This window comes from Streptomyces sp. NBC_01092, from assembly GCF_045039535.1.
GTDB lineage: Bacteria > Actinomycetota > Actinomycetes > Streptomycetales > Streptomycetaceae > Streptomyces.
On the sequence record NZ_CP108659.1, the window covers coordinates 3,600,271 to 3,625,577 of the forward strand.

17 protein-coding genes and 1 pseudogene are annotated in these 25,307 nt (G+C 70.8%); 11 read left to right on the plus strand and 7 right to left on the minus strand.

What is annotated here, in order from left to right; genetic code table 11:
• Positions 1 to 224: 224 nt before the first annotated feature.
• The 3 genes from OG254_RS16110 to nirD are packed head-to-tail and all read left to right on the plus strand — an operon-like array spanning position 225 to position 4,389.
• Positions 225 to 1,436, plus strand: coding sequence for an NAD(P)/FAD-dependent oxidoreductase (locus tag OG254_RS16110; protein WP_405582258.1), 1,212 nt, complete (start codon positions 225 to 227; stop codon positions 1,434 to 1,436).
• Positions 1,436 to 4,042, plus strand: coding sequence for a nitrite reductase large subunit NirB (gene nirB, locus OG254_RS16115; protein WP_405582261.1), 2,607 nt, complete (start codon positions 1,436 to 1,438; stop codon positions 4,040 to 4,042). The genes OG254_RS16110 and nirB overlap by 1 nt, the downstream gene beginning before the upstream one ends.
• Positions 4,039 to 4,389 carry a nitrite reductase small subunit NirD gene (gene nirD, locus OG254_RS16120; RefSeq protein ID WP_405582263.1) on the plus strand — a complete coding sequence of 117 codons (351 nt, stop codon included), beginning with the start codon at positions 4,039 to 4,041 and terminating at the stop codon, positions 4,387 to 4,389. Before nirB ends, nirD begins: the two co-directional genes overlap by 4 nt.
• Positions 4,390 to 4,541: 152 nt before the next feature.
• Here nirD and OG254_RS16125 read toward each other — a convergent pair whose 3' ends face one another.
• The gene (locus tag OG254_RS16125) at positions 4,542 to 5,678 is read right to left on the minus strand and encodes an RNA-guided endonuclease InsQ/TnpB family protein (RefSeq protein ID WP_405582266.1); all 1,137 of its coding nucleotides are present in this window, start codon (positions 5,676 to 5,678) and stop codon (positions 4,542 to 4,544) included.
• Between the two features lie 160 nt (positions 5,679 to 5,838).
• On the opposite strand from OG254_RS16125, the pseudogene OG254_RS16130 reads away from it, so the two are divergent.
• A pseudogene (locus tag OG254_RS16130) lies at positions 5,839 to 5,958 on the plus strand (short-chain dehydrogenase); the annotation flags it as partial.
• Positions 5,959 to 6,154: 196 nt separating this feature from the next.
• Here the strand turns inward: OG254_RS16130 and OG254_RS16135 are convergent.
• Both OG254_RS16135 and OG254_RS16140 read right to left on the minus strand, forming a co-directional pair.
• On the minus strand, positions 6,155 to 7,900 hold the full coding sequence (locus tag OG254_RS16135) for a SulP family inorganic anion transporter (protein WP_405582268.1): 1,746 nt from the start codon (positions 7,898 to 7,900) through the stop codon (positions 6,155 to 6,157).
• Positions 7,897 to 8,502, minus strand: coding sequence for a carbonic anhydrase (locus OG254_RS16140; RefSeq protein ID WP_405582271.1), 606 nt, complete (start codon positions 8,500 to 8,502; stop codon positions 7,897 to 7,899). Before OG254_RS16140 ends, OG254_RS16135 begins: the two co-directional genes overlap by 4 nt.
• Positions 8,503 to 8,695: 193 nt before the next feature.
• Between OG254_RS16140 and OG254_RS16145 the strand changes: the two genes are divergently transcribed.
• From OG254_RS16145 to OG254_RS16160, 4 genes are all read left to right on the plus strand, one after another.
• Complete coding sequence (locus tag OG254_RS16145; RefSeq protein ID WP_405582274.1) at positions 8,696 to 9,553, plus strand: response regulator transcription factor; 858 nt, start codon at positions 8,696 to 8,698, stop codon at positions 9,551 to 9,553.
• A complete protein-coding gene (locus OG254_RS16150) occupies positions 9,550 to 11,037 on the plus strand; it encodes an ATP-binding protein (RefSeq protein ID WP_405582277.1) in 1,488 nt (495 codons plus the stop codon). Before OG254_RS16145 ends, OG254_RS16150 begins: the two co-directional genes overlap by 4 nt.
• A gap of 200 nt (positions 11,038 to 11,237) precedes the next feature.
• Positions 11,238 to 12,392: an alkaline phosphatase PhoX gene (locus OG254_RS16155; RefSeq protein WP_405582280.1), complete on the plus strand. Its 1,155-nt coding sequence runs from the start codon at positions 11,238 to 11,240 to the stop codon at positions 12,390 to 12,392.
• An 85-nt stretch (positions 12,393 to 12,477) separates the two neighbouring features.
• Positions 12,478 to 12,945, plus strand: coding sequence for an excalibur calcium-binding domain-containing protein (locus OG254_RS16160; RefSeq protein WP_405582283.1), 468 nt, complete (start codon positions 12,478 to 12,480; stop codon positions 12,943 to 12,945).
• A gap of 64 nt (positions 12,946 to 13,009) precedes the next feature.
• Here the strand turns inward: OG254_RS16160 and OG254_RS16165 are convergent, their stop codons facing one another.
• The 3 genes from OG254_RS16165 to OG254_RS16175 form a co-directional block, all read right to left on the minus strand.
• Entirely contained in the window at positions 13,010 to 13,801 is a 792-nt protein-coding gene (locus tag OG254_RS16165) for a hypothetical protein (protein ID WP_405582286.1), read from the minus strand.
• Positions 13,802 to 14,070: 269 nt separating this feature from the next.
• Entirely contained in the window at positions 14,071 to 16,791 is a 2,721-nt protein-coding gene (gene ppdK / locus OG254_RS16170; RefSeq protein ID WP_405582288.1) for a pyruvate, phosphate dikinase, read from the minus strand.
• Between the two features lie 407 nt (positions 16,792 to 17,198).
• Positions 17,199 to 18,395, minus strand: a complete 1,197-nt coding sequence (locus OG254_RS16175; protein ID WP_405582291.1) for an ROK family protein — start codon at positions 18,393 to 18,395, stop codon at positions 17,199 to 17,201.
• 120 nt (positions 18,396 to 18,515) lie between these two features.
• Here OG254_RS16175 and OG254_RS16180 point away from each other — a divergent pair, with 120 nt between their 5' ends.
• From OG254_RS16180 to OG254_RS16190, 3 genes are all read left to right on the plus strand, one after another.
• Complete coding sequence (locus tag OG254_RS16180; protein ID WP_405582294.1) at positions 18,516 to 19,913, plus strand: MGH1-like glycoside hydrolase domain-containing protein; 1,398 nt, start codon at positions 18,516 to 18,518, stop codon at positions 19,911 to 19,913.
• A complete protein-coding gene (locus tag OG254_RS16185) occupies positions 19,910 to 21,847 on the plus strand; it encodes a glycogen debranching N-terminal domain-containing protein (RefSeq protein WP_405582295.1) in 1,938 nt (645 codons plus the stop codon). The genes OG254_RS16180 and OG254_RS16185 overlap by 4 nt, the downstream gene beginning before the upstream one ends.
• Before the next feature lie 331 nt (positions 21,848 to 22,178).
• Complete coding sequence (locus OG254_RS16190) at positions 22,179 to 24,092, plus strand: CDP-alcohol phosphatidyltransferase (protein WP_405582297.1); 1,914 nt, start codon at positions 22,179 to 22,181, stop codon at positions 24,090 to 24,092.
• A gap of 27 nt (positions 24,093 to 24,119) precedes the next feature.
• On the opposite strand, the gene dusB is transcribed toward OG254_RS16190, so the two are convergent.
• Complete coding sequence (gene dusB / locus OG254_RS16195) at positions 24,120 to 25,262, minus strand: tRNA dihydrouridine synthase DusB (protein WP_405582299.1); 1,143 nt, start codon at positions 25,260 to 25,262, stop codon at positions 24,120 to 24,122.
• Positions 25,263 to 25,307 lie beyond the last annotated feature (45 nt).

The window sequence follows — 25,307 nt, forward strand, 5'->3', positions numbered from 1 at the left end:
TGTCTCAAGGGTCCCTTCGCCGCCGGTCGTATGCGATGGGGGCTGCACGGAGACCGGAGGTACGGTTCACCCCACCGCGCCGCCCGCGCATCCGGCCTCACAGCCCACCCCCACCGCGCCCGCCGAACCCTCACACCCACCCCCGGGCCTCGCTGAGGGCAGCGTTCCTCATGGGAAACAGACGTGATGCGGTCGGGAAACACCCGCACCGCACGCTCGACACCATGACCTCGAATACGCGTGTGGTGGTGATCGGCGCCGGCCTCGCGGGCGTACGGCTCGCCCGGCGGCTCGGCGAGCTGGGCACGCCCGTGACGCTCGTCGGCGACGAGGAGCACCGCCCGTACAACCGGGTGCTGCTCGCCGAGGTGCTGGCCGGGCGGTACAGCCCCGAGGTGATCGCCCTGCCGGCGCCCGCGGAGCTGACCCGGGGCCGGGTCACCGGCATCGACCGCGAGATGCGAGCCGTACATCTCGCGGACGGGTCGGCGATTCGCTTCGACACCCTCGTCCTGGCCACCGGCTCCAACGCGGTGCTGCCGCCGCTGCGCGGGCTGTTCACCCCGGACCATGAACTGCCGGAGGGCGTCCACGCCTTCCGCACCATGGACGACTGCCTGGGCCTGTCCAAGGCGGTACGGCCGGGTGCGCGGGCGGTCGTGATCGGCGGCGGGCTCCTCGGGGTCTCCGCGGCCCGCGCCCTGGCGCTGCGCGGCGCACAGGTCGTACTCGCCCAGCAGTCCGAGCGGCTGATGGAGCGTCAACTCGACCCGGCCGCCTCGAAGCTGGTCCGGCGCCATCTCGTCGACCTCGGCGTCGAGGTGCACACCGAGTGCCGGGTGCGTGACGTGCGCTCGGTGGGCGGTGCGGTCCGCTCGGTCGAGATGGCCGACGGATACGCGCTCGACGCGGACCTCGTGGTCATCGCCTGCGGGGTGCACCCGCGCGTCGGTCTCGCCCAGAACGCGGGCCTCGCCGTCCACAAGGGCATCCTCGTCGACGACGAACTGCGCACCTCCGACCCGCACATCCGGGCGATCGGCGACTGCGTCCAGCACGACGGCCAGGTGTACGGCCTCGCGTCCCCGGCGCTCGAACAGGCGGATGTTCTGGCCGAGTTGCTGGTGGGGGACGGCGACGCCCGTTACACCGGCACCCGGGCACTGACCCGGCTGACGCTGGCCGGTGAAGGCTTCTTCGACCTCGCCGCCTTCGGCGAGACGGAGCCGCGTCCCGGCGACGACGTCGTGCAGCTCGCCGACGCCACCCGCGGCACCTACCGCAAGGTCGTCGTCCGCGACGACCGCCTGGTCGGCGGGGTTCTCGTCGGCGAACTCGGCACCGTCGGCGCGCTCGCCCGCGCCTGGGAGGGAGCAGAGCCGCTCCCCGACGACGCCCCGCTGCTCCACCTGCTCACCAACGATGGAGGCTCCTGATGACCGCCACCCCGGAGGCCACGGAGGCCACCCCCACGATCGTGCTCGTCGGCCACGGCATGGTCGGCCAGCGCTTCCTGGAGGCGCTCGCCGAGCGCGGCCTGACCGCCACGCACCGCGTGGTCGTGCTGTGCGAGGAGCCGCGTCCGGCGTACGACCGCGTGGCGCTCACCTCGTACTTCTCGGGCAGGACCGCCGAGGACCTGTCCATGACGGACATGGAGTTCATCGCGACGCACGGCATCGAGCTGTACATCGGTGACCCGGCCGTCGCCGTGGACCGCGAGGCCCGCAAGGTCACGGCCAGGTCCGGCGAGGTCTTCGAGTACGACGTCCTCGTCCTCGCCACCGGCTCCTACCCCTTCGTGCCTCCCGTCCCGAACAAGGACGCCACCGGCTGCTTCGTCTACCGCACGATCGAGGACCTGCTCGCGATCGAGGAGTACGCGAGGACGAGGGCCACGACCGGTGCCGTGGTCGGCGGCGGTCTGCTGGGCCTGGAGGCGGCCGGGGCGCTGAAGGGCCTCGGCGTCGAGGCGCACATCGTGGAGTTCGCGCCGCGGCTGATGCCGGTGCAGGTCGACGACGGCGGCGGCGCGGCGCTGCTGCGCACCATCGAGGACATGGGCCTGAGCGTGCACACGGGTGTGGGCACGCAGGAGATCGTGACGGACGCCGAGGGCGCCGTCACCGGCATGAAGCTGTCCGACGGCTCCGAACTCGCCACCGACATGGTGGTGTTCAGCGCCGGTGTCCGCCCCCGCGACCAGCTGGCCCGCGACTGCGGTCTGACGGTCGGCGAGCGCGGCGGCATCACGGTCGACGAGCAGTGCCGTACGGTCGCCGACCCGCATGTGTTCGCGATCGGCGAGTGCGCGCTGGCGGCGGACGGCCGGGTGTACGGCCTGGTGGCCCCCGGATACGAGCAGGCGGAGACAGCGGCCGCGACGATCGCGTCCGACGAAGCCGCCTTCGTCGGCGCCGACTTGTCGACGAAGCTGAAGCTGCTCGGCGTGGATGTCGCCTCCTTCGGTGACGCGCACGGCACCACCGAGGACTGCCTGGACGTCGTGTACTCCGACTCCCGCGCGGGCCTGTACAAGAAGCTGGTCATCGGCCGCGACGGCACACTGCTCGGCGGCATCCTGGTCGGCGACGCGGAGGCGTACGGCACGCTGAAGGCGTTCACCGGCTCGGTCCCGCCGGTCTCGCCCGAGTCGCTGGTGCTGCCGGCCGGTGCCGGGGCGCCCGCCCAGATCGGGCCGGCCGCGCTGCCGGACGACGCGATCATCTGCTCCTGCAACAACGTCCGCAAGGGCACGATCCGCGGCGCCGTCACCGAGCACAACTGCACCACCGTGCCCGAGGTGAAGAAGTGCACCAAGGCCGGTACGACGTGCGGCAGTTGCGTCAAGGTCCTCGGCCAGCTGGTCACCGCCGAGCTGGAGGCCTCCGGCGTCGAGGTCGACAAAGGCCTGTGCGGCTGCTTCGCACAGACCCGCGAGGAGCTGTACGAGATCGTCCTCGCCCTGCGCGTCAACACCTACCAGGACCTGCTCGACCGCTACGGCCGCGACGGCGCCCGGGGCGGCGACGGCTGCGAGATCTGCAAGCCGGCGGTCGGCTCGATCATCGCCTCCCTCGCCCCGACGATCGGCGCGAGCGGCTATGTCCTGGACGGCGAGCAGGCTGCCCTGCAGGACAGCAACGACCACTTCCTCGCCAACATCCAGAAGAACGGCTCGTACTCGGTCGTCCCGCGGATCGCCGGTGGTGAGATCACCCCGGAGGGGCTGATCGTGATCGGCGAGATCGCCCGGGACTTCGGCCTCTACACGAAGATCACCGGCGGCCAGCGGATCGACATGTTCGGCGCGCGGGTGGAGCAACTCCCGCTGATCTGGGCCCGGTTGGTGGACGCGGGCTTCGAGTCCGGGCACGCGTACGGCAAGTCGCTGCGCACGGTGAAGTCCTGCGTAGGCCAGACCTGGTGCCGCTACGGCGTCCAGGACTCGGTCCGGATGGCAATCGACCTGGAGCTGCGCTACCGAGGGCTGCGCTCCCCGCACAAGCTGAAGTCGGCCGTGTCCGGCTGCCAGCGCGAGTGCGCGGAGGCCCAGTCGAAGGACTTCGGCGTGATCGCCACCGCGGGCGGCTGGAACCTCTACGTCGGCGGCAACGGCGGCGCGACCCCGCGCCACGCGGACCTCCTCGCGCAGGACCTGTCCGACGCCGAGCTGATCCGGCTGATCGACCGGTTCCTGATGTTCTACATCCGCACCGCGGACCGACTGGAGCGCACGAGCGTGTGGCTGGAGCGGATCCCCGGCGGCCTTGACCACGTGCGTGACGTGGTCGTCGAGGACTCCCTCGGCATCTGCGAGGAGCTGGAGTCCCTGATGGCGGCCCATGTCGCGAACTACCGCGACGAGTGGTCGGAGACCATCAACGACCCCGAGAAGCTGGCCCGCTTCGTCTCCTTCGTGAACGCCCCCGACACCCCCGACCCGGTCGTCGGCTTCGTCCCGGAGCGCGACCAGATCAAGCCCGACCTGCCGCTGCTGACCATCGGCCAACGCCCCCTGGAAGGAAGCGCCCAGCGATGACCCTGGCACCCGAGACGACCGACCTGAAGATCCAAGTACGGCTGGACGAAGACTGGTTGACGGTCTGCGACCTGACCCACCTGCTCCCCGGACGCGGTGTGGCGGCCCTGCTGCCGAACGGCGGCCAGGTGGCCCTGTTCCGCGACCGCGCAGGTCAGCTGTACGCCATCGACAACCGCGACCCGTTCGGTGGCGCGGCGGTCCTCTCGCGCGGCCTGACCGGCACCCACCAGGGCCGCCCGTTCGTGGCCTCGCCACTGCTGAAGCAGCGGTTCGACCTGGAGACCGGGCAGTGCCTGGACGACGAGGCGGTGCGGGTGGCGACGTACGAGGTGCGAAGCGCTTAACGACAACGCCCGTCGGCAGTAAGCACGAGCTGTACGTCAACGACTCGGCCCCAACGGACTGAGCTTGTTGACTCAGCCCGAATAGGGCTCCGTTTATGCTCCCGACTGCCCCCTACGACAGGGCGGTCACGGGTCACATCTACCGGTCCCGGCTATATTGCCGGGACCGGATCGGGCATGTTGACGAATACCCACGCCGAGCGTGCGCGGGTGCGCACGTTGACCCCGGCGACGACATCGGCCGGCCCAGCGAGGCCGCACCGACGACAGTGGAAGTGGTCCCGAGTGGGGCGGTTGCCGCGCTCGGTGTGGCCGCAGCGCGGGCAGCGCTGCGAGGTGTAGGCCGGGTCCACCTCGATGAACGGCACCCCGGCACGCCTCGCCTTGTAGGCGATGAACGCGCCAAGCTGGTGGAACGGCCACGAAGAGAGTCGTGCTCGCTGGTCGCGGGGAACCGTAACCCGTTCACGGATGCCCTGGAGTTCCTCCAGGGCGACACCGCGCTCGGTGCGTTGGGCGACAGCAACGACTTCCTTGGCCACCTTGTGGTTAACGTGGGTGGCGTGGCGGGCTTCCTTCCTCGCCCGCTTCCTGAGGAGCTGCTTGGCCGAGCGAGTCTGCCTGGCCTGGAGTTCGGCCCGCTTGCGGGCCTGCCAGCGCCGGTAGCGGCCCAGACGCCTGCCCTGGTGGTTGTCCCCATCACTGGTGGTGGCAAGGTTGACGACACCCCGGTCCACGCCAATGAAGTCCTTCGGCTTGAAGGCCTCGGGCTCGGGCACCTCGCAGGTGGCGATCAGAAACCACTTGCCGTCCCGGAACACCAGGTCGGATTCTCCTTGACGGTGCTCGGCAAGCTCCTTGAGCGCGTCTGGGGAGCAGGCGAAGCGGACGTTCCTGACCCTGCCGTCCAGAGTCCAGATGCTCACGGTCTGCGCGTCGTAGTTCCACGACAGACAGCGGTCGTCGTACGTGTGCGCGGCGTGCGGACGGAAGACAATCGGCTTGGACTCCGCCTTACGGCGCCGCTTGGACTTCTCCGACCCCAGGTTTCCGACCCGGATGTTCGCTCGCAGCGCCGTATAGGCATCGGCCACGCGCTTGATGATGTGCTGAGCGGCCTGCGCCCCGAAGCCCCGGGCTTTGAGTTCGCCGTAACACAGCTTCCGCAGCTCACGGACGCTTCCTTTGAGGCCGAAGTGCTCGAACGCCACCTCGGACGCCCAGTTGGCCGCATCGTTGATCGCGGGCAGGGTGCGTTCAAGTGCCGGTGCCTGCGCGGCATCCGGCATCAACTTGACCTGCCTCATGATCTTCACAAGCGTGATCATAGTTTCTATGTCTCTTGATAGGAGCCAAATCCAGATATCAACAGGGACCCTTGGCTTCGTCCACACCGAGCACGCGCGCTGAGGCTTCCACCCAAGTACGACGGGGCGCGATCGTGAACCTCTCCGCCCTGACGAGACTGAGCCCGACCGCGCCGAACGCGCGCAGGCCACCCTCACCTCGGACGACGCCACGTCGGTGGTGGGCACCGACCTGGTGGTGGGCAGCGGGGCCACGGCCTGAGCACAAGCCCGGCGCTCACACCTTCACGACGTCGTACGTCACCCCCGTCAGCCGCTCCGATTCCTCCCAATGCCGATCGCCCGCCCGGTCATCGAGGGTCCACGGCGCCCTCAAGACGGGGCGGGGGAGCCGCGCCAGTTGGCGAAGGACGGGCCCGTGAAGGAGTCGGGGCGGACGTCGGGGGCCCCGGCGGCACTCACCCCACCAACGGCGGCCGCTGCGCGTAGTCGTCGTACCCTCGGCTGTAGTCGTCGGACAGGGGCCGGGTGTCCAGGTAGAACCACTCGGCCCCGGGCCCCGGCAGCGGCGCCGGCTCGACGGCGTCCGTCGGCTCGGGTGCGGCGGCGACGGGTACCTCCGTCTTCGCCGGGCCCGGCATCAGCAGTTCCACCCGCAGCCCCGTCCCGCGCTGCTGCGCCGTGAACTCCTCCACCTGGCTGCGGCACGCGTGGTCCAGATGCGTCACGCCGGTCAGGTCCAGGCGGATGCGGGGCTTGCCCGAGGCCGCCGCGTTCTCCAGCGCCTCGATGACCTGGGGCAGCCGCAGGAACGTCGCGTTGCCGGCCATGACGACCTTCGCCGTGTCGTCCTCGACGTGCTGCCGGATCACCGTCTGCGACATACGCAGGGCGGCCAGGACGATCCCGGCCGCGAGGCCGATGAGGACGCCTTCCAGCAGTGCCGTCGCGACGATGACCAGGGTGGTCACCGTCATCACCACGCACTCGCCCCGGTCCTGGCGCCACATCTTCGGGAACTCCTCCGGCGCGAACAGCTTCCAGCCGCTGTGCACGAGGACGCCCGCGAGCACCGAGATCGGGATCAGCGCCAGGACCTGCGGCAGCAGCAGCGCGAAGGCCAGCAGCCACAGGCCGTGCAGGGTGCGGGAGATCCGGGTCTTCGCCCCCGCCTGGACGTTGGCCGAGCTGCGCGCCACGACCGCCGTGATCGGGAGGGCCCCGAGGATGCCCGCGATCGTGTTCCCGGCGCCCTGGGCGATGAGTTCGGTGTTGTAGCGGGTGCGCGGACCGCTGTGCATACGGTCCACGGCGGCCGCGGTGAACAGGCTCTCCGCGGAGGCGATGACCGTGAAGGTGAGGATGGACGTGATGACCGCCGCGTCCGCCAGCCCCGCGAACTCCCCCGCCCCCGGCACCCGCACCGACGCCAGCAGATTGCCGACCTGGAGCGTCTTCACGTCCACGCCGGGCAGCGCGGCGACCGCGACACCGACGCCGACCGCGACCAGCGCGGCCGGGATCCTCTTGGCCGGGCCCGGCACCTTCTTCCACACGAAGCTCAGCACGATCGTGGCGACGCCGAGCAGCGTCGCGATCATCGCCTGCGGGTTGGTGAGGATGTCGGCGAAGAGGCCCGGGATGCCCGCCATGTTCTCGATCGGCGTGCCGGGTGCCTTGGAATCGGCCATCGGATAGGCCTGACTGAACATCAGCGGCAGCCCGATACCGGCCAGCATCCCCTGGACCACGGCGAGGGAGATCGCCTGGAACAACCGGCCCAGGCGTACGACCCCGAGGACGATCTGGAGGATGCCCGAGAACAGGACGATCACGCCGAGCATCGCCAGGCCGTGCTCCAGCACGGTCTCCGCGACCAGCGCGGCGAGCCCTGCGGCCGGCCCGCTGACCTGGAGCGTGCTGCCCCGGACCGCGCCGACGACCAGGCCGCCGATCACCCCGGAGATGATCCCGAGCTCGGCGGGGACACCGGAGGCGACGGCCACGCCGATGCACAGGGGCAGGGCGACGAGGAACACGACGAGGGAGGCGGTGATCTCATTGGCGAGGTTGGGCGTGGAACCGGGCCTGGAGCCGGACTTGGAGCCCTTGTCCGCCGATGGCACCGCTGGCGCCGCGACACTCTGCGCCGCCGCCTTCTTCGTACGCCCCACCCCACGCCCCCGCGCATGCGCCCCGCTCATCCGGCATGCACCCGGAACCGGCCGTCGCCCTCCCGCTCGTGCACCTGCCCGGTGTCGACCTCGTAGTACCAGCCGTGCAGCCGCAGCCGTCCCCCGTCAAGCCGCTGCCGCACCACCGGGTAGGTCCGCAGGACGGCGAGCTGGTTGACGACGTTGCCCTGCGCCACGTCGGGCAGCGACGGGTCGTCGGAGGCGGAGTCGAGGACCGGCGCCAGTTCGGGGCGGGCCAGCTGGAGCCAGGCGTCCACACCGGGCAGCGCGGTCAGGTCGTCGCCGGACTTCAGCGCGCCCATCGCGCCGCAGTGTGAGTGACCGCACACGACGATGTCCTGAACCCCGAGCACCTCCAGTGCGTACTCGATGGTGGCGGCCTCCCCGGACGCGCCGGGACTGCCGTACGGCGGCACGATATTGCCCGCGTTGCGCAGCTCGAATATCTCGCCGGGCCGCGCGCCGGTAATCAGGGCGGGTATGACCCGCGAGTCTGAGCAGGTAATGAAGAGTGCCTCGGGATATTGCCCCTCGGCCAGTTTCCGGTATTCACCGCTCTCGAAATCGACCCTGCGACTGAACGAGCGGGCACGGTCCAGCAACGCCTTCAACGATGCCTCCTCAGCTGGGAGTTCGACCAGTTCACGGCAACCGTAGAGGTGGGCACACCAGAGGAAGGTTAAGTAAAGGCCAGTACGCGTCCAGGAATTGGACATTCTTTGTCGCAATGCCCCGCAAGCGCTTGTTTCTTGTAGCGTGTCGACGTCGGGGCAGAGAATGCAAATTCACCGAGAGACAGGACGCATGGGCATACGAGTGCTGCTCATCGAGGACGACGAGACGATCGCCGAACCCCTTGTCGAGGGACTGGGTCACTTCGGGCTGACGGTGGATCACGTGACGACCGGGGCGGAGGGGTTGAGAAGTGAGTACGGCGATGTCGTCCTGCTCGACCTCGGATTGCCGGACATGGACGGCATCGACGTGTGCCGGGGCATCCGGCAGGTCTCGGACGTGCCGGTCATCATCCTGAGTGCGCGGGGTGAGGAGGCCGACCGGGTGCTGGGCCTTGAGCTGGGGGCGGACGACTATCTCGCCAAGCCGTTCAGCATGCGGGAGCTGGTGGCACGGGTGCGCGCCGTGACCCGGCGCTCGCAGCGCACGGAGGCGGGGGCGCAGGCAGTGCGCGTGGAGACGCCGGTCGACCGCGGCCGTACGGAAGCGCTGGTGGAGCGGCTGCGCGCGGAGGCGGGCGCGCAACCGGCGCTCACCGCGCCGCCCACGCCCCCGTCGTACGAGGCCGCGCCGCCCGCGTCGTACGAGGACCCGGCGCCCCGACCGCCGTACGCACCCGGCCCCTTGGTCGTGGACCGCCGCACTCGTCAGGTCTGGGTGGGCGAGATCCCCGTCACTCTCACCCCCAAGGAGTTCGAGCTGCTGGCGCTGCTCACCGAGGATCCGGGGGCGGTGTACTCCCGGCAGCAGATCCTGGACCGGGTGTGGGACCCGCACTACGAGGGCCCGACCAAGACGCTGGACGTCCATGTCGCCTCGCTGCGGCGCAAGCTGGGAGCCGCGGAGTGGATCCAGACGCTGCGCGGGGTCGGCTTCCGGCTGGCAGTGCAGACCGAACCGGCCGGGCAGCAGGTGCCCTCGCCATGACCCGTCGGCTGCTGCTCAGCTACCTGAGCCTGGCCGCGCTCGTGCTGTTGTGCCTGGAGATCCCGCTGGGCTTCGTGTACTCGCGCAGCGAGCGGGAGCGGGTGGTGAACGCGGCGAAGGACGAGGCCGAGTCGGTCTCCGCGTACGCCTCGCTGTCGCTCAGCGCGGGCCGTGCCGAGCGGGACCTGCCCCGCCGGGTGGTGCACTGTGCCGAGCGGATCGGCGGGAAGGTGGTGATCGTGGACGCCGTGGGCACGCTGCTCGCCACCTCGCATCCGCGCGCCGCCGTCATGTCGTCCGACCTCGCCTCCCGCCCCGGTATCGCGGCCGCCCTGCACGGCACCGCCACGGTCGACGTGCGCACGTCGACCATCGGCGGGGTCGAGTACCTCTCGGTCGCCGCGCCGGTCCGGCACACCTCGGGGTTGCAGGGCGCCGTGTGGCTGACGCTGCCGACCCGGACGGTGCACGAACGCGTCCATCACGTCTGGCTGTTGCTGTGCCTCGGCGGGCTCGGGGTGCTGGCGGCGGTCGCCGTGGTGGGGTTCGCCATCGCCCGCTGGACCGGCCGGCCGATCCGCGAACTGGAGCGGGCCACCCATGAGTTGGCCGAGGGCGGGCGGGCCACGCCGGTGACGATGACGAAGGGCCCGCCGGAGGTGCGCCGGCTGGCCGCCGCGTTCAACCGTACGGCGGCCCGGCTCGCCCATCTCCTGTCCGCCCAGCGGGCGTTCGCGGGCGAGGCCTCGCACCAGCTGAAGACGCCGCTGGCGGCGCTGCGGCTGCGGCTGGAGAACCTGGAGCCGAACGTCACCGACCGCGGCCTCGGCAGCCTCACCGCCGCCGTCACCGAGACGGACCGGCTCTCCCGGATGGTCGAGGGGCTGCTGGCGATGGCCCGCCTGGAGGAGGACTCCGCGACGCCCGCCCCGGTCGACGTGGGCGCCGTCTGCGCGGAACGGCACCGGACATGGCTGCCGCTGTTCGAACAGCAGCGGGTCGCGCTGGTGCTGTTCGCGGGCAGCGTGGGGCCGGTCCTCGCGGTGCCGGGCGGGGTCGAGCAGATCCTGGACAACCTGCTGTCCAACGCCCTGCGCGCCTCGCCGCGCGACAGCACCGTGACGATGGAACTGAGGCTTTACGTCCCGGCCCGCCGCGCCCTGCGCGACGCCCGCCCCGCCTGGGTGGACCTGCACATCACCGACGAGGGCCCCGGCATGACCCCGGAGCAGCGCGCCCGCGCCTTCGACCGGTTCTGGCGGGCGCCCGGCGCCCCCAAGGGCGGCACGGGCCTGGGGCTGTCCCTGGTGCAGCGCCTCGCCCTCGCGAGCGGCGGCGAGGCGAGCCTGCACGCGGCGAGTTCGGGCGGCCTGGACGCGGTGATCCGGCTGCCGTCGGCGGAGCCCGCGCAGAGTGCCGGGGGCGGCCACCCGCTGGGCAGAGGCGGGCAGCGCCGCCGGGAAGCCCCGGCCCTCCCGGCATAGCGCCGCCGGAACGCCCTGGCCCTCCCGGCGCAGGGCCGCCGTGCCGGATCCGCGCGTACCGCACACCCGCTTCACAGCCTGTGCATAGGACGTCCACCCCGCACCCCTGGGGTCTTTAACCCCGCGCCCCTAGCGTCCGTCACCGCGCGACCCCGCCCCCGACCGGGGGCGGGTCGGTCACGGCACCCTTTGGAGCAGAAGTGGAACGTCGTACCTTCCTGCGTGCGACCGCCATCGGCGGCGCCGCCGTCTTCGGCGGAACCCTGTGGCGCGGCGCCGCCTACGCCGCGCCCGCCCAGCCCGGCGCGGGCCCGTACGGGGCGCTGGGCTCGCCCGACGCCAACGGCATCCGACTGCCGAGCGGCTTCACCAGCCGCGTCATCGCCCGTTCCGGCCAGACGGTCTCCGGAACGTCGTACAGCTGGCACAACGCCCCGGACGGCGGCGCCTGTTACGCCGACGGCTCCGGCTGGATCTACGTCTCCAACTCGGAGATCAACCCCTCCGGCGGCGCGAGCGCGGTGAAGTTCTCGTCGGCGGGCGCGATCACGGCCGCGTACCGCATCCTCTCCTCGACCCGGCAGAACTGCGCGGGCGGCAAGACCCCGTGGAACACCTGGCTGTCCTGCGAGGAGGTGTCCCTCGGCTACGTCTACGAGACCGACCCCTGGGGCACGAACGCGGCCGTGCGCCGCGCGGCGATGGGCCGCTTCAAGCACGAGGCGGCGGCCGCCGACCCGGTCCGCAAGGCGATCTACCTGACCGAGGACGAGACGAACGGCCGCTTCTACCGCTTCGTGCCGACGACCTGGGGCGACCTGTCCTCCGGCACCCTCCAGGTCATGGTCGCGGGCAGCGCGACGTCGGGCTCCTTCACCTGGGCGAACGTCCCCGACCCGGACGGCTCCCCCACCGCCACCCGCTCCCAGGTCTCCGGCTCGAAGTCCTTCAACGGCGGCGAGGGCTGCCACTACGCGAACGACACGGTCTGGTTCACCACCAAGGGCGACAACCGCGTCTGGCAGGTCAACCTCACCAACAACACCTACGAGTTGGCGTACGACGACTCCCTCGTCAACGGCACCGCCCCGCTCACCGGCGTCGACAACATCACCGGCTCCTCCTCCGGCGACCTGTTCGTCGCGGAGGACGGCGGCAACATGGAGATCTGCGTGATCACCCCGGACGACGTGGTCGCCTCGTTCCTGCGGATCGACGGCCAGTCGGGCTCGGAGATCACGGGCCCGGCGTTCTCCCCGGACGGCAGGCGTCTGTACTTCTCCAGCCAGCGGGGCACGAGCGGTAGTTCGTCCGGCGGCATCACGTACGAGGTGACGGGCCCCTTCCGCGCATAGCGGTCACAAAACAGCCACACGCCCTTCACACTCGGACGCGGAGCATTACGGTCATCCCCTCACGCAACACCAGTGGGGGGATGACATGACCAATCCGTACACCACACCACCCATGCCCGGGCAGCCCGTCCGCCCGGGCCCCAGGTGGGCCCGCAAACGCTACGTACTCCCGGCGCTGGGCCTGGCCTTCTTCGTGGGCTTCGGCGCGGGCGGCGCGTCCGGCGAGGACGCGAAGAACACCGAGGCAAAACCGACAGCGGCCTCACCCCAGCCCACGGTCACGATCACGACGACCACGACGGCACCGGCCGAGGAACCCGAACCGGCGCCGACAGTGACCGCCACGAAGACCATCAGGGCCACCACCACGGTCACGGCAGCACCGGCGGCGGACAGCGGCTCCGCCTCCGACGACGACTCGTCCGCCGGCGACGTCTACTACGCCAACTGCTCGGAGGCCCGCGCGGCCGGCGCCGCCCCCGTCCACCGAGGCGAACCGGGCTACGCCTCCCACCTCGACCGGGACAACGACGGGGTGGGCTGCGACAGCTGAGGGGCGTGAGTGACCGCCCGCCGCGGCGCCGGCCGCGGCGGACGGTCACTTCACCGGTCTGGGCTCACTTCACATCGACGAAGTCGGCCGAGCCGGTCGTGGCCACGGTGAGGCTCGTGCCCGCGAAGTCGTAGCGGTAGGCGCCGTCGGCCGTCGCCTGCACGGTGGTGGTGGCCCAGCCGTTGCGGTCGGTCTTGATCTTCTTCAGCGTGACGAAGGGGCCGCTCGTGCCCTTGCGGTACTGGAGCAGCACCTGGTGCCCGATGAGGGGCACGTTCGTGCGCGTCTCCCAGCCGGCGACGGTCATCCGGGCCTTGACCGTGAGGTCCTTGCCCTTCTTCACCGGCTGCGGGGTGGCGACGGTCTGGGACATGGACGTCTGGCGCTTGATGCGGGCGAAGTAGGCGCCGTCTCCACGGGTGACGTTGCCGGCCCCGTCGGTGGCCACGGGAGTGATGGTCCAGACACCGGCAAGGGCGTTGCTGCGGAGGTTGACGTTCGGGTCGGCGGTGACGAGGGTCTCGCAGTAGGAGGTGGTCTCGTTCAGCTTGTGGCAGTCGCTGGACCCGACCAGGACCCCGTCGGCATGCGCCCGGTCCGCCCCGTGCCACAGCTCGTACGACACGCTCTGGACGCCGGACGGGTCGGTGACCGTCGCGGAGACCGAGAAGACCCGCTTGCGCGCGGCCTCGACGCCCACGGTGTAGTCGCGGTCGTGGTTGACATCGATGTTCCAGAACCTCGTGCCCGAGTCCTCCTGATCGGCCCCGGAGGCCGGTACGGCGAGAGCGGCTACGGCCAGGACGGCGCTGAAGGCGGCGGCAGTGGCGGTGACGGCAGTGGTGCGTCTGCGCATGGTGTGGTTTCCCCCCACGTCTGTGAATCGAGTGGTGACTTCACCCGCAGCAGACAAGGGAGGAATCCAGGGGGTTGTGCACCCTGGCCGGCCCGACCCAGCTCTTAACCCAGCGGCCGCCCTGAGTTGGCGGAATCCCGGGTTGCCGGACACACGGGAGGGCGGCACCCCCGCACGGGTGCCGCCCTCCTTCGTGATCCGGAGCCGCCGCCCATCGGTCTTGAGGGTCGGGGACAGGCGGCGGCTCCGGGGTTCAGTGGCCGTACGGCCTAGCGGTGGTCGCTGCCCACCGACTGCGACGCCGCGCGGCCCGCCTCAAGGCGCGCCACCGGGATCCGGAACGGCGAGCAGGAGACGTAGTCGAGACCGACCTCGTGGAAGAAGTGCACCGACTCCGGGTCACCGCCGTGCTCGCCGCAGACGCCGAGCTTCAGGTCGGGGCGGGTTTCGCGGCCCGCCTTCACCGCCGACGCGACCAGCGAGCCCACGCCGTCCTTGTCGATCGTCTCGAAGGGGGAGACTCCGAAGATGCCCTTCTCCAGGTATGCCGTGAAGAAGCTGGCCTCCACGTCGTCCCGGCTGAAGCCCCACACCGTCTGGGTGAGGTCGTTCGTGCCGAAGGAGAAGAACTCCGCCGCCTCGGCGATCTGACCGGCGGTCAGCGCGGCACGCGGGAGTTCGATCATCGTGCCGATCGCCAGCTTGAGCTTCGTACCCGTCGCCGCCTCGACCTCCGCGATGACCTGGTCGGCCTCCTCGCGGACGATCTCCAGCTCCTGGACGGTGCCGACGAGCGGGATCATGATCTCGGCGCGCGGGTCGCCCTTGGCGTTCTTGCGCTCGGCCGCGGCCTCGGCGATCGCGCGGACCTGCATGGTGAACAGGCCGGGGATGACGAGTCCGAGGCGTACGCCGCGCAGGCCCAGCATCGGGTTCTGCTCGTGCAGGCGGTGCACCGCCTGGAGCAGCCGCAGCTCGTTCTCGTGCGGCTCCTGGCGGGACTCCGCCAGCGCCACTCGCACCGACAGCTCGGTGATGTCGGGCAGGAACTCGTGCAGCGGCGGGTCCAGCAGACGCACCGTGACCGGCAGGCCGTCCATCGCCGCGAACAGCTCGACGAAGTCCTTCTTCTGGAGCGGGAGCAGCGCCTGCAGGCTCTCCTCGCGCTCGTCCTCCGAGTCCGCCAGGATGAGGCGCTCGACCAGCTCACGGCGGTCGCCGAGGAACATGTGCTCGGTGCGGCACAGGCCGATGCCCTGGGCGCCGAAGCGACGGGCGCGCAGCGCGTCCTCGGCGTTGTCCGCGTTGGCGCGCACCCGCAGCCGCCGCTTGCGGTCGGCGAACGCCATGATCCGGTGCACGGCCTCGACCAGCTCGCCGGCATCGTGCGCTCCGGCGTGCATCCGGCCCTCGAAGTACTCCACGACGGGCGACGGGACCACCGGGACCTCGCCCAGGTAGACCTTGCCGCTGGAGCCGTCGATGGAGATGACGTCGCCTTCCTCGACGACGTGTCCGCCCGGGACCGTCATCCGGCGGCGCTTGGTGTCGACCTCGAGCTCCTCGGCGCCGCAGACACAGGTCTTGCCCATGCCGCGCGCGACGACGGCCGCGTGGGAGGTCTTGCCGCCACGGGAGGTCAGGATGCCCTCGGCGGCGATCATGCCGTCCAGGTCGTCGGGGTTGGTCTCCCGGCGGACCAGGATGACCTTCTCGCCCGAACGCGACCACTTCACCGCGGTGTACGAGTCGAAGACCGCCTTGCCGACCGCAGCACCCGGCGAGGCCGCGATGCCCCGGCCGACCTGCTCGACCTTCGCGTCGTCGTCGAACTTCGGGAACATCAGCTGGGCGAGCTGGGCGCCGTTGACGCGCTGGAGCGCCTCCGCCTCGTCGATGAGGCCCTGGTCCACGAGCTGCGTGGCGATGCGGAAGGCCGCGCCCGCCGTGCGCTTGCCGACCCGGGTCTGGAGCATCCACAGCTGACCGCGCTCGATGGTGAACTCGATGTCGCAGAGGTCCTTGTAGTGGTTCTCCAGCGTCTCCATGATCTGCATCAGCTGGTCGTACGACTTCTTGTCGATCGTCTCCAGCTCGGCGAGCGGCACGGTGTTGCGGATACCCGCGACCACGTCCTCGCCCTGCGCGTTCTGGAGGTAGTCGCCGTAGACGCCCTGGTGGCCGGAGGCGGGGTCACGGGTGAAGGCGACGCCCGTGCCCGAGTCGGGGCCCAGGTTGCCGAAGACCATGGAGCAGACGTTGACGGCCGTGCCCAGGTCGCCGGGGATGCGCTCCTGACGGCGGTACAGCTTGGCCCGGTCGGTGTTCCAGGAGTCGAAGACCGCGTGGATCGCGAGGTCCATCTGCTCGCGGGGCTCCTGCGGGAAGTCCCGGCCGGCCTCCTTCTTGACGATCTTCTTGAAGGCGGTGACCAGCTTCTTGAGGTCGGCGGCCTCCAGGTCGGTGTCGACCGTGACCTTCTTGGCCTCCTTGGCCTTCTCGAGGGCCTCCTCGAAGAGGTCGCCGTCGACGCCGAGGACCGTCTTGCCGAACATCTGGATGAGGCGGCGGTACGAGTCCCACGCGAACCGCTCGTCGCCGGCCTGCTCGGCGAGGCCCTTCACGGACTTGTCGGAGAGCCCGATGTTGAGGACCGTGTCCATCATTCCCGGCATGGAGAACTTGGCGCCGGACCGCACCGACACGAGCAGAGGGTTGTCGGCCTGGCCGAGCTTCTTGCCCATGCGGGACTCAAGAGAGTCGAGGTGCGCACTCACCTCGTCACGCAGTGCCGCGGGCTCCTCGCCGCTGTCGAGGTAGACCTTGCAGGCTTCCGTCGTGATCGTGAAGCCCGGGGGAACGGGAAGCCCCAGGTTGGTCATCTCCGCGAGGTTGGCGCCCTTGCCACCCAAGAGGTCCTTGAGGTCTTTGTTTCCCTCGGTGAAGTCGTAAACGAACTTCGCTACGTGGGGTTCTTTGTTTTCCGACACGGTCTCGACTCCCTCGAGGACGTGGTGGCTGCCCTGACGGCGAGGAACATACCCAGATCGAAGGCATCTGGGTACGTCTACTCACGCGTCATGCGCCTGTAACCACCCGTCCGCCAGTGGATCGAAAGTCAAGGCTTGGCAAGCCGTGACGGGCTGATGTTTTCACTTCTTGAACGCAAGAGCGTCCACAGGTGCGGTTTTCCGCTCACATGAGCAGCCTTACCGCACGTTTGAGTTCGATCGATGAACGATCAAGAGGTGGCACCCAGTGCCACCCCTTGGAGAAGTGCAGTCGCTCAAGATCTGCTCATCTGAGCGCAGCCCTTATCAAGGGTGGCGAGAATCACGCTGCCACAGCCGCCGGGATTTCACCATGCGGACGTCTGCGCGAAACCGAAACGCGGACGTCACACACCCAGCGCGAGCAGCCGCTCCTCCACCCGCTCGGGCGCGTAGAGATGCTCCACGACCAGCGCACCGGCCCCGATCAGCCCGGCCCGCTCCCCCAGCCGCGAGGTCACGACGTCCAGATGAGCGGTGGAGCGCGGCAGCGCCCGCTGATACAGCAACTCACGGACGCCGGTGAGGAAGGGTGTTCCGGCCAGATCTCCGGCGATCATCAGCACCCCGGGGTTGAGCAGCGTCACGACGGTCGCCAGCACATCCCCGACCTGCCGCCCGGCCTCCCGCGCCAGCGCCGCCGCCCCCGGGTGCCCGGCGGCCAGCAGGTCCCGCACATCCGAGCCGGAGGCCGCCGGGACCCCCTCCTCCGCCAGCCGCCGGGCCACGGCACGGCCGCTGGCGACGGCGGCGAGACAGCCGTACGAACCGCAGCGGCACTGCGCGTCGGCACCCACCCGGATGTGCCCGATGTCGCCGGCGCCGCCGTCGATGCCCCGGTACACCGAGCCGTCCACCACGACCCCGGCGCCGATTCCGGTGGACACCTTGACCAGGACGAAGGCTGAGCAGTCCGGGTATCCCGTGCGCTGTTCGCCGTACGCCATGAGGTTGGCGTCGTTGTCGACCAGGACCGGGACCGCCTCGGCCCCGGTCTCCTCGCCGAAGGCCCTCGCCAGTCGCCCTCTTATGTCGTAGCCGTCCCAGCCGGGCATGATCGGCGGCTGGACGACCCGGCCGGAGTCGCTGTCCACCGGCCCCGGCACCGCGAGCCCGATGCCGCACACCTCTCCGGCCCGCCGCCCGGCCTTCTCCAGCAGCTCGGCGAACCAGCGCGCCAGCTCGCCCAGCACCGCCTCCGGTCCGTCCCGGACGACCAGCGTGCCGCTGTGCTCGGCGAGGATCTCGCCGGACAGCGACAGCACGGCGGCACGCGCGTGCCGGGTCTCCAGGTCGGCGGCCAGCACCACGGCATGGGCGTCGTCGAACTCCAGCGTGATGGAAGGGCGCCCGCCCAGCGGGGAGTCCACGGGGCCGCCGGCACCCTCGCGCAGCCAGCCGGCCCTGAAGAGGCGGTCGAGGCGCTGGCCGACGGTGGCACGGGACAGTCCGGTCGCCTGCTGCAGTGCGCCGCGCGTGACGGCCCGTCCGCTCCGCACCAGTTCGAGCAGTTCCCCGGAACTCGCCTGACCCCGTGCGCTCATGCACACCCCCTTGTGTTTCTCAAGCTTGCATTACATATTGGGTTTTGCGTGTTAAATAGACGTAACTCTACGGTGGCGCCGACCGAACCGGTCGGCCGGACGTCTTTCGGGGAGCCCCGAGTGGATCGCACTGCCCAACTCACCGCCCGCCGCGCGGACCGTGACATTGCATACGATCCGCCGCCCGGCGCCGGTTCCCCGCACGTCAGGGCCGCCCGAGTGCTGGAGGCCAACTGGACCGGCACCTCGACGGTGCCCTCGCGCGGCCTGTATCCGCACCAGTGGTCCTGGGACTCGGCGTTCATCGCGATCGGCCTCAGGCACGTCTCGCCGTTACGGGCGCAGACCGAACTGGAGACGCTGCTCGACGCCCAGTGGGGTGACGGGCGCATCCCGCACATCGTCTTCAACCCCTCCGTGCCGCTCGACGCCTACTTCCCGAGCCCCGACTTCTGGCGCTCCTCCACCGCCGGGCGGGCCGCCGGCGCCCCGCGCACCGTACAGACCTCCGGCATCGTGCAGCCACCGGTGCACGCGCTGGCCGCCTGGCTGGTGCACCGCGCCGACCCCGGACTGTCCCGGGCGCGCGGCTTCCTCTCCCGGGTGTATCCCCGCCTGGCCGCCTGGCACCGCTATCTGCTGCACCGGCGTGACCTCGGCGGCGCCGGCCTCGCGTCGGTCGTGCACCCCTGGGAACAGGGCATGGACAACAGCCCCTGCTGGGACGCGCCGCTGCGCCGCGTCACGCCCGCCCCGACCCGCTCCTTCCGCCGCGCCGACCTGGACCACGGGGCGGCCGAGGACCGGCCGACGGATCTGGACTACGGACGGTATGTGCGGCTGGCGACGGACTACCGGGACGGTGAATACGCCGACGGCGCAGGAGACTTCGCGGTGGAGGACCCGGCGTTCAACGCCCTGCTCATCGCTTCCGAACACGCGCTGGCCAGGATCGCGACGGAGCTGGGGGCGCCGGGGACGGCCCGGCACGCCCGCGCCGAGCGGCTGACGACAGCGCTGATCGACCGGATGTGGGACCCCGCCGAGGAGATGTTCCTCTGCCGCGACGTGCGGGCGGGCGGGCTCATCCCGGAACGCGGCGTCACCGGCCTGATCCCGCTCCTGCTGCCCACGCTCCCGCGCGACATCACCACCGCCCTGGTCCGCACGGCACAGGGCCCGCACTTCGGCCTCGGCGACTCGACCCGCCTCGCCCCGTCGTACGACCTCCTGGGCGAGGCCTTCGACCCGCACCGCTACTGGCGCGGCCCGGCCTGGTTCAACACCAACTGGCTGCTGGAGCGCGGCCTGCGCACCCATGGCGAGCACAAGCGGGCCGACGCGCTGCGTGAGGCGGCGCTGGAGCTGGCCGTCGCCTCCGACTTCGCCGAGTACGTCGATCCGTACACCGGCGAGGCCTGCGGTGCCACGCGCTTCAGCTGGACGGCCGCGCTCACGCTCGATCTGCTGCACGACCTCAAGGAACCGATGGACTCCAAGGGAGGGATCCGGGGATGACGGACCGTCATCATCTGCTCGTGTTCGGGGGGACGTTCGCCGCCGTGGGCGACGCCGGCGACATCAGCGGCGTACGGGCCGCCGGCTCTCCGGAGGGCTTGTTCGTACGCGACGCCAGGCATCTGAGCCGCTGGCAGCTCACCGTGGACGGGGCGGTGCCGGAGACGCTCTCCCCCGTGGCCGACGGCGACACGGCACGCTGTGTGCTGGTCCCGCGCGGCGGACGCGACGAGCCTCCGGCGTACACGCTCTTCCGCGAACAGGCGGTGGGGGACGGCTCGTTCATCGACGCGATCCGGGTGACCAGCAACCGCCCGGTGCCGACGACGATCCGCCTCGCGCTGACCGCGGACGCCGACTTCACCGACCAGTTCGAGCTGCGCTCCGACCACCGCACCTACGCCAAGACCGGCGCGACGCGCACCCGCCAGGTGCTCGACCATGGCGTGGAGTTCACCTACCAGCGCGGCGAGTGGCGCTCGGTGACGTCCGTGACGGCCGAGCCCGTGCCCGACGCGGTGGAGCAGACAGGAACCGGCGCCCGCCGTCTGGTGTGGGCCCTGGACCTCGAACCGCACGGCACGGCGGAGCTGACCCTGCGGGTGATGGCCCGCCCGCACGGCGACAAACGGGCACTGCGCGTGCCCCGCTCGCCCGCGGCCCTGTCCGCCCAACTCCTCTCCCTGGAGGGCGAGTTCGTGGAGGGAGTGGCCTTCCCGACAGGCTGGCCCGAGCTCGCGGCGGCCTGTGCGCGCGGCCTGGCCGACCTCGCCACGCTCCAGGTCCCTGCGACGGGCCCCGACGGCGAGGAACTACGCGTACCGGCGGCGGGAGCCCCCTGGTTCCTGACGCTGCTGGGCCGCGACGCCCTGCTCACCTCGCTCTTCGCCCTCCCCTACCGCCCCCGGCTCGCCGCGGCCACCCTGCCCGCGCTGGCCGCGACGCAGGCGTCCGGCACGCGAGTCGACGCGGTCTCCCAGCCCGGCAAGATCGTGCACGAGGTACGGCACGGCGAGCTGGCGCACTTCGGGCAGGTGCCGTACGGCCGTTACTACGGCTCGGTGGACGCGACGCCGCTGTTCCTGGTCCTGCTCGGCGCGTACGTGGAACAGACCGGCGACACGCTCCTGGCGCACCGCCTCGAGCAGCACGCCCGCGCGGCGATCGGCTGGATGCTGGACCACGGCGGCCTCACCACCCGCGGCTACCTCGTCTACCGCGCCGACCAGGGCGGCCTGGCCAACCAGAACTGGAAGGACTCCCCCGGCGCCATCTGCTCGTCCGACGGCACCCGCCCGGCCGGGCCCGTGATGGCGGCGGGCGCCCAGGGCTACGCGTACGACGCCCTGCGCCGCACGGCGTGGCTGGCCCGCACGGTGTGGCACGACGCGACGTACGCGGCCCTGCTGGAACAGGCTGCGTCCGACCTGCGTGACCGTTTCCAGCGGGACTTCTGGATGCCGGAGCACTCCTTCCCGGCCCTGGCGCTGGACGGCGAGGGCCGCCAGGTGAACGCGCTGGCGTCGGACGCGGGACATCTGCTCTGGTCGGGGCTGCTGGACAAGGAGTACGGCGAGCTGGTGGGCCGGCGCCTGCTGGAACCGGACTTCTTCTCGGGCTGGGGTGTACGCACCCTGGCCTCCGGCCAACCGGCCTACCACCCCCTCTCCTACCACCGCGGCTCGGTCTGGCCGCACGACAACGCCCTGATCACCCTGGGCCTGGCCCGCTACGGCCTGCACGACGAGGCCCGCACGGTGGCCCATGCCCTGGTCGACGCGGCGACGACGACGGGCCACCGGCTGCCGGAGGTGCTGGCGGGCTACGGCCGCGACACCCACGCGGAGCCGGTGCCGTACCCGCACGCGTGCGAACGCGAGTCCCGCTCGGCGGCAGCACCGTTGGCGCTGCTGACGGCGGTTGGAGGGGCGTAGCTGTCCGGGGTGGTGCGCGATGTTCCCCGGCCTCGCCGTCGGCGGCCGCGGCTGTGTCCTCGGCTTCGCCTTCGGCCGGGTTGCTCCCACCAGCACCGCCCGTGCGGGTCTCGTCGTCGTCTGCGGGTGGCCCTTGTGGGGCGAATTCGCCGTCGGCGGGCCCGCCACGGGCCTGTTGGCCTGGCGTTTGCCGGGTGTTTGCCCAGCGCTGGGGCGGACTGGGTGAACAAAGCCCGAGGTGGGACCGTACGAGGGAATGGCGGGCCTACAGCCTCCCCAGCGTGGCCCGCCACACCACTCCAACAGGGGCCTCGCACGGAAGGACCTTCGGGTGCCTGTCTTCACGCGCCAACGTCAACTCCCGGACAAGAACGACGAGCCGGCGCCCGCCGATGGCGAGGAGACCCCACAGGGGCCACCCGCACCCGACGACGAGAGCGTCACGGGTGGTGCGGGTGGGAACGACCCGTCCGAAGGCGAAGCCGAGGACACAGCCGCGGCCGCCGACGGCGAGGACGCCCCACCGGGGCCACCCGCACCCGACGACGAGACCCGCACGGGCGGTGCGGGTGGGAACAACCCGGCCGAAGGCGAAGCCGAGGACGAGCCCGAGCGGCCGGCGCGCCGGTATCTCCGATGGGCCCTCACCCTCCTCGCCGTCGCCCTCATCCACGTCTGCCTGCAGATGCCGAACACCCTCGGCAACCTCAAGGCCACGGAGTTCGTCCGCCTCCCCGCCGAGGCAGTCATCGGCGCCGCCGTACTCCTCAGCCTCCCCCGCCGCCCCCGCCTGATCACCGCGGCCGTCTCCGGCGCCGCCCTCGGCGCGCTGACCATCCTCAGCCTCCTGGACATCGGCTTCAACGAGTACCTGGGCCGGCACTTCAACGTCGTCCTGGACTGGGAACTCCTCGACGACGCCCAGTCGTACATGAAGGACTCGATGGGCGACACCACCACGGTCCTCCTCACGATCGGCCTCATAGTCCTCGCCGTGGCCCTGATCGCCCTGGTCGCCCTCGCCACCGTCCGCGTCGCGAACGTCCTGGCCCGGCACAAGGCCGACGCGTCCAAGGGCGCCCTGATCGCCGGCACCGTCTGGATCACCTGCACGGCGTTCGGCCTCCAGATCGCCGGCGTGCCGATCGCCGCGGACCACACCGCCGGCGTCATCAAGGTCCACGTACGCCGGGCGATGGACACCCTGCACGACGAGGCGGAGTTCGCGAAGGACGCGAGGGCGGACACGTTCGGCAGCACACCGCCCGCCGAGCTGGTCCCCGACCTGCGCGGCAAGGACGTCATCTTCACCTTCATCGAGAGCTACGGCCGCAGCGCGATCGAGGACCCGGACATCGCCCCGGGCGTCACCAGCACGCTCGACACCAGCACCGAGGCCCTGGCGAAGGCCGGCTTCCACGCCAAGACCGGCTGGCTGACGTCGGCGACGTTCGGCGGCAACAGCTGGCTGGGCCACTCCACCACCCTGTCCGGCCTGTGGATCGACAACCAGCAGCGCTACCGCACCGTCATGGCCAGCGACCACCTCAGCCTCACCAGCGTCTTCAAGAAGACCGGCGAATGGGACACCGTCGGTGTGATGCCCGGCGTGCAGAAGGCGTGGCCGGAACAGAAGTACTACGGCCTGGACAAGCTCTACAACGCCTTCCAACTCGGCTACAAGGGACCGAAGTTCAGCTGGTCGACGATGCCCGACCAGTACGCCCTGGAGGCCTTCCAGCGCCAGGTCCACGGCAAGAAGCGCGACAAGCCCCTGATGTCGGAGATCATCCTGACGTCCAGCCACCAGCCCTGGGCGCCGATCCCCAAGATGGTCGACTGGGACGACCTGGGCGACGGCTCGGTCTTCAAGTCCATCCAGAAGGCGGGCACCAAGCCGGCGGACATCATCTCCGACTCCACCCGCTCCAAGGAGGAGTACGGCAAGTCCATCTCGTACTCCGTCACCAGCCTCACCCAGTGGCTGGAGCGCTACGGCACCGACGACACCGTCCTCGTCTTCCTGGGCGACCACCAGCCGATGTCCCGGGTCAGCGGCGTCAGGGCCAGCCGGGACGTCCCGATCTCGATCGTCGCCAAGGACCCGAAGATGCTGGAGAAGATCGCCGACTGGAACTGGGCGGACGGCCTGCAGCCCACCTCCACCACCCCCGTCTGGAAGATGGATTCCTTCCGGGACCGCTTCCTGACGGCGTACGGCTCGACCCCGAGGGCGTCGAAGTAGTCGAAGCAGCGGCCTCGGAACGGCCCCTCAGCCGCCGGAGGTGTCCAGCTCCGCTTCCTCGTCCACGCCCGCGCAGTCGTAGGGGTCCTTCAGCCAGCCGTCCGGCAGCACCACCCGGTTGTTGCCGGACGTACGGCCGCGGGGCCCGTCGGCGCCGGCGGGCCACGGCTGGTCGAGGTCCAGCTCGTCCAGCCCGCCCCGCAGCTCCTGCAGCGACGAGGTGATCGCGAGCCGCTTGCGCATCTCGGAGCCGACCGCGAAGCCCTTCAGGTACCAGGCGACGTGCTTGCGGAAGTCGATGACGCCGCGCGCCTCGTCCCCGATCCACTCGCCGAGCAGCGTGGCATGCCGGACCATGACGTCGGCGACCTCGCGCAGGGTCGGCCGCGCGATGTCTTCCGTACGTCCTTCGAAGACCGCGACCAGGTCCGAGAACAGCCACGGCCGCCCCAGGCACCCGCGCCCGACGACCACGCCGTCGCACCCGGTCTCCCGCACCATCCGCACCGCGTCCTCGGCCGACCAGATGTCGCCGTTGCCGAGCACGGGGATCTCCGGCACATGCTCCTTCAGCCGCGCGATGGCGTCCCAGTCGGCGGTGCCGCCGTAGTGCTGGGCGGCGGTGCGGCCGTGCAGCGCGATGGCCGTCACGCCCTCCTCGACGGCGATCCGGCCGGCGTCGAGGTAGGTGATGTGGTCGTCGTCGATGCCCTTGCGCATCTTCATCGTGACCGGCAGGTCCCCGGCCCCGCTCACGGCCTCCCGCAGGATCGCCCGCAGCAGGTTCCGCTTGAACGGCAGCGCGGAGCCGCCGCCCTTGCGTGTCACCTTCGGCACCGGGCACCCGAAGTTCAGGTCGATGTGATCGGCCAGGCCCTCCTCCGCGATCATGCGGACGGCCTTGCCGACGGTGGCCGGGTCGACGCCGTACAGCTGGATCGAGCGCGGCTTCTCGGTCGCGTCGAAGTGGATCAGCTGCATGGTCTTCTCGTTGCGCTCGACCAGCGCCCGGGTGGTGATCATCTCGCTGACGAACAGCCCCTTGCCGCCGCTGAACTCCCTGCACAGCGTGCGGAAGGGCGCGTTCGTGATCCCGGCCATCGGGGCCAGGACGACGGGCGGCTGGACGGTGTGCGGGCCGATCTGCAGGGGCGCGGCGGTCGTGGGCATCCCCCCATTCTCACGTACTGAACGGGGTGCGGCGAAATTCATTAG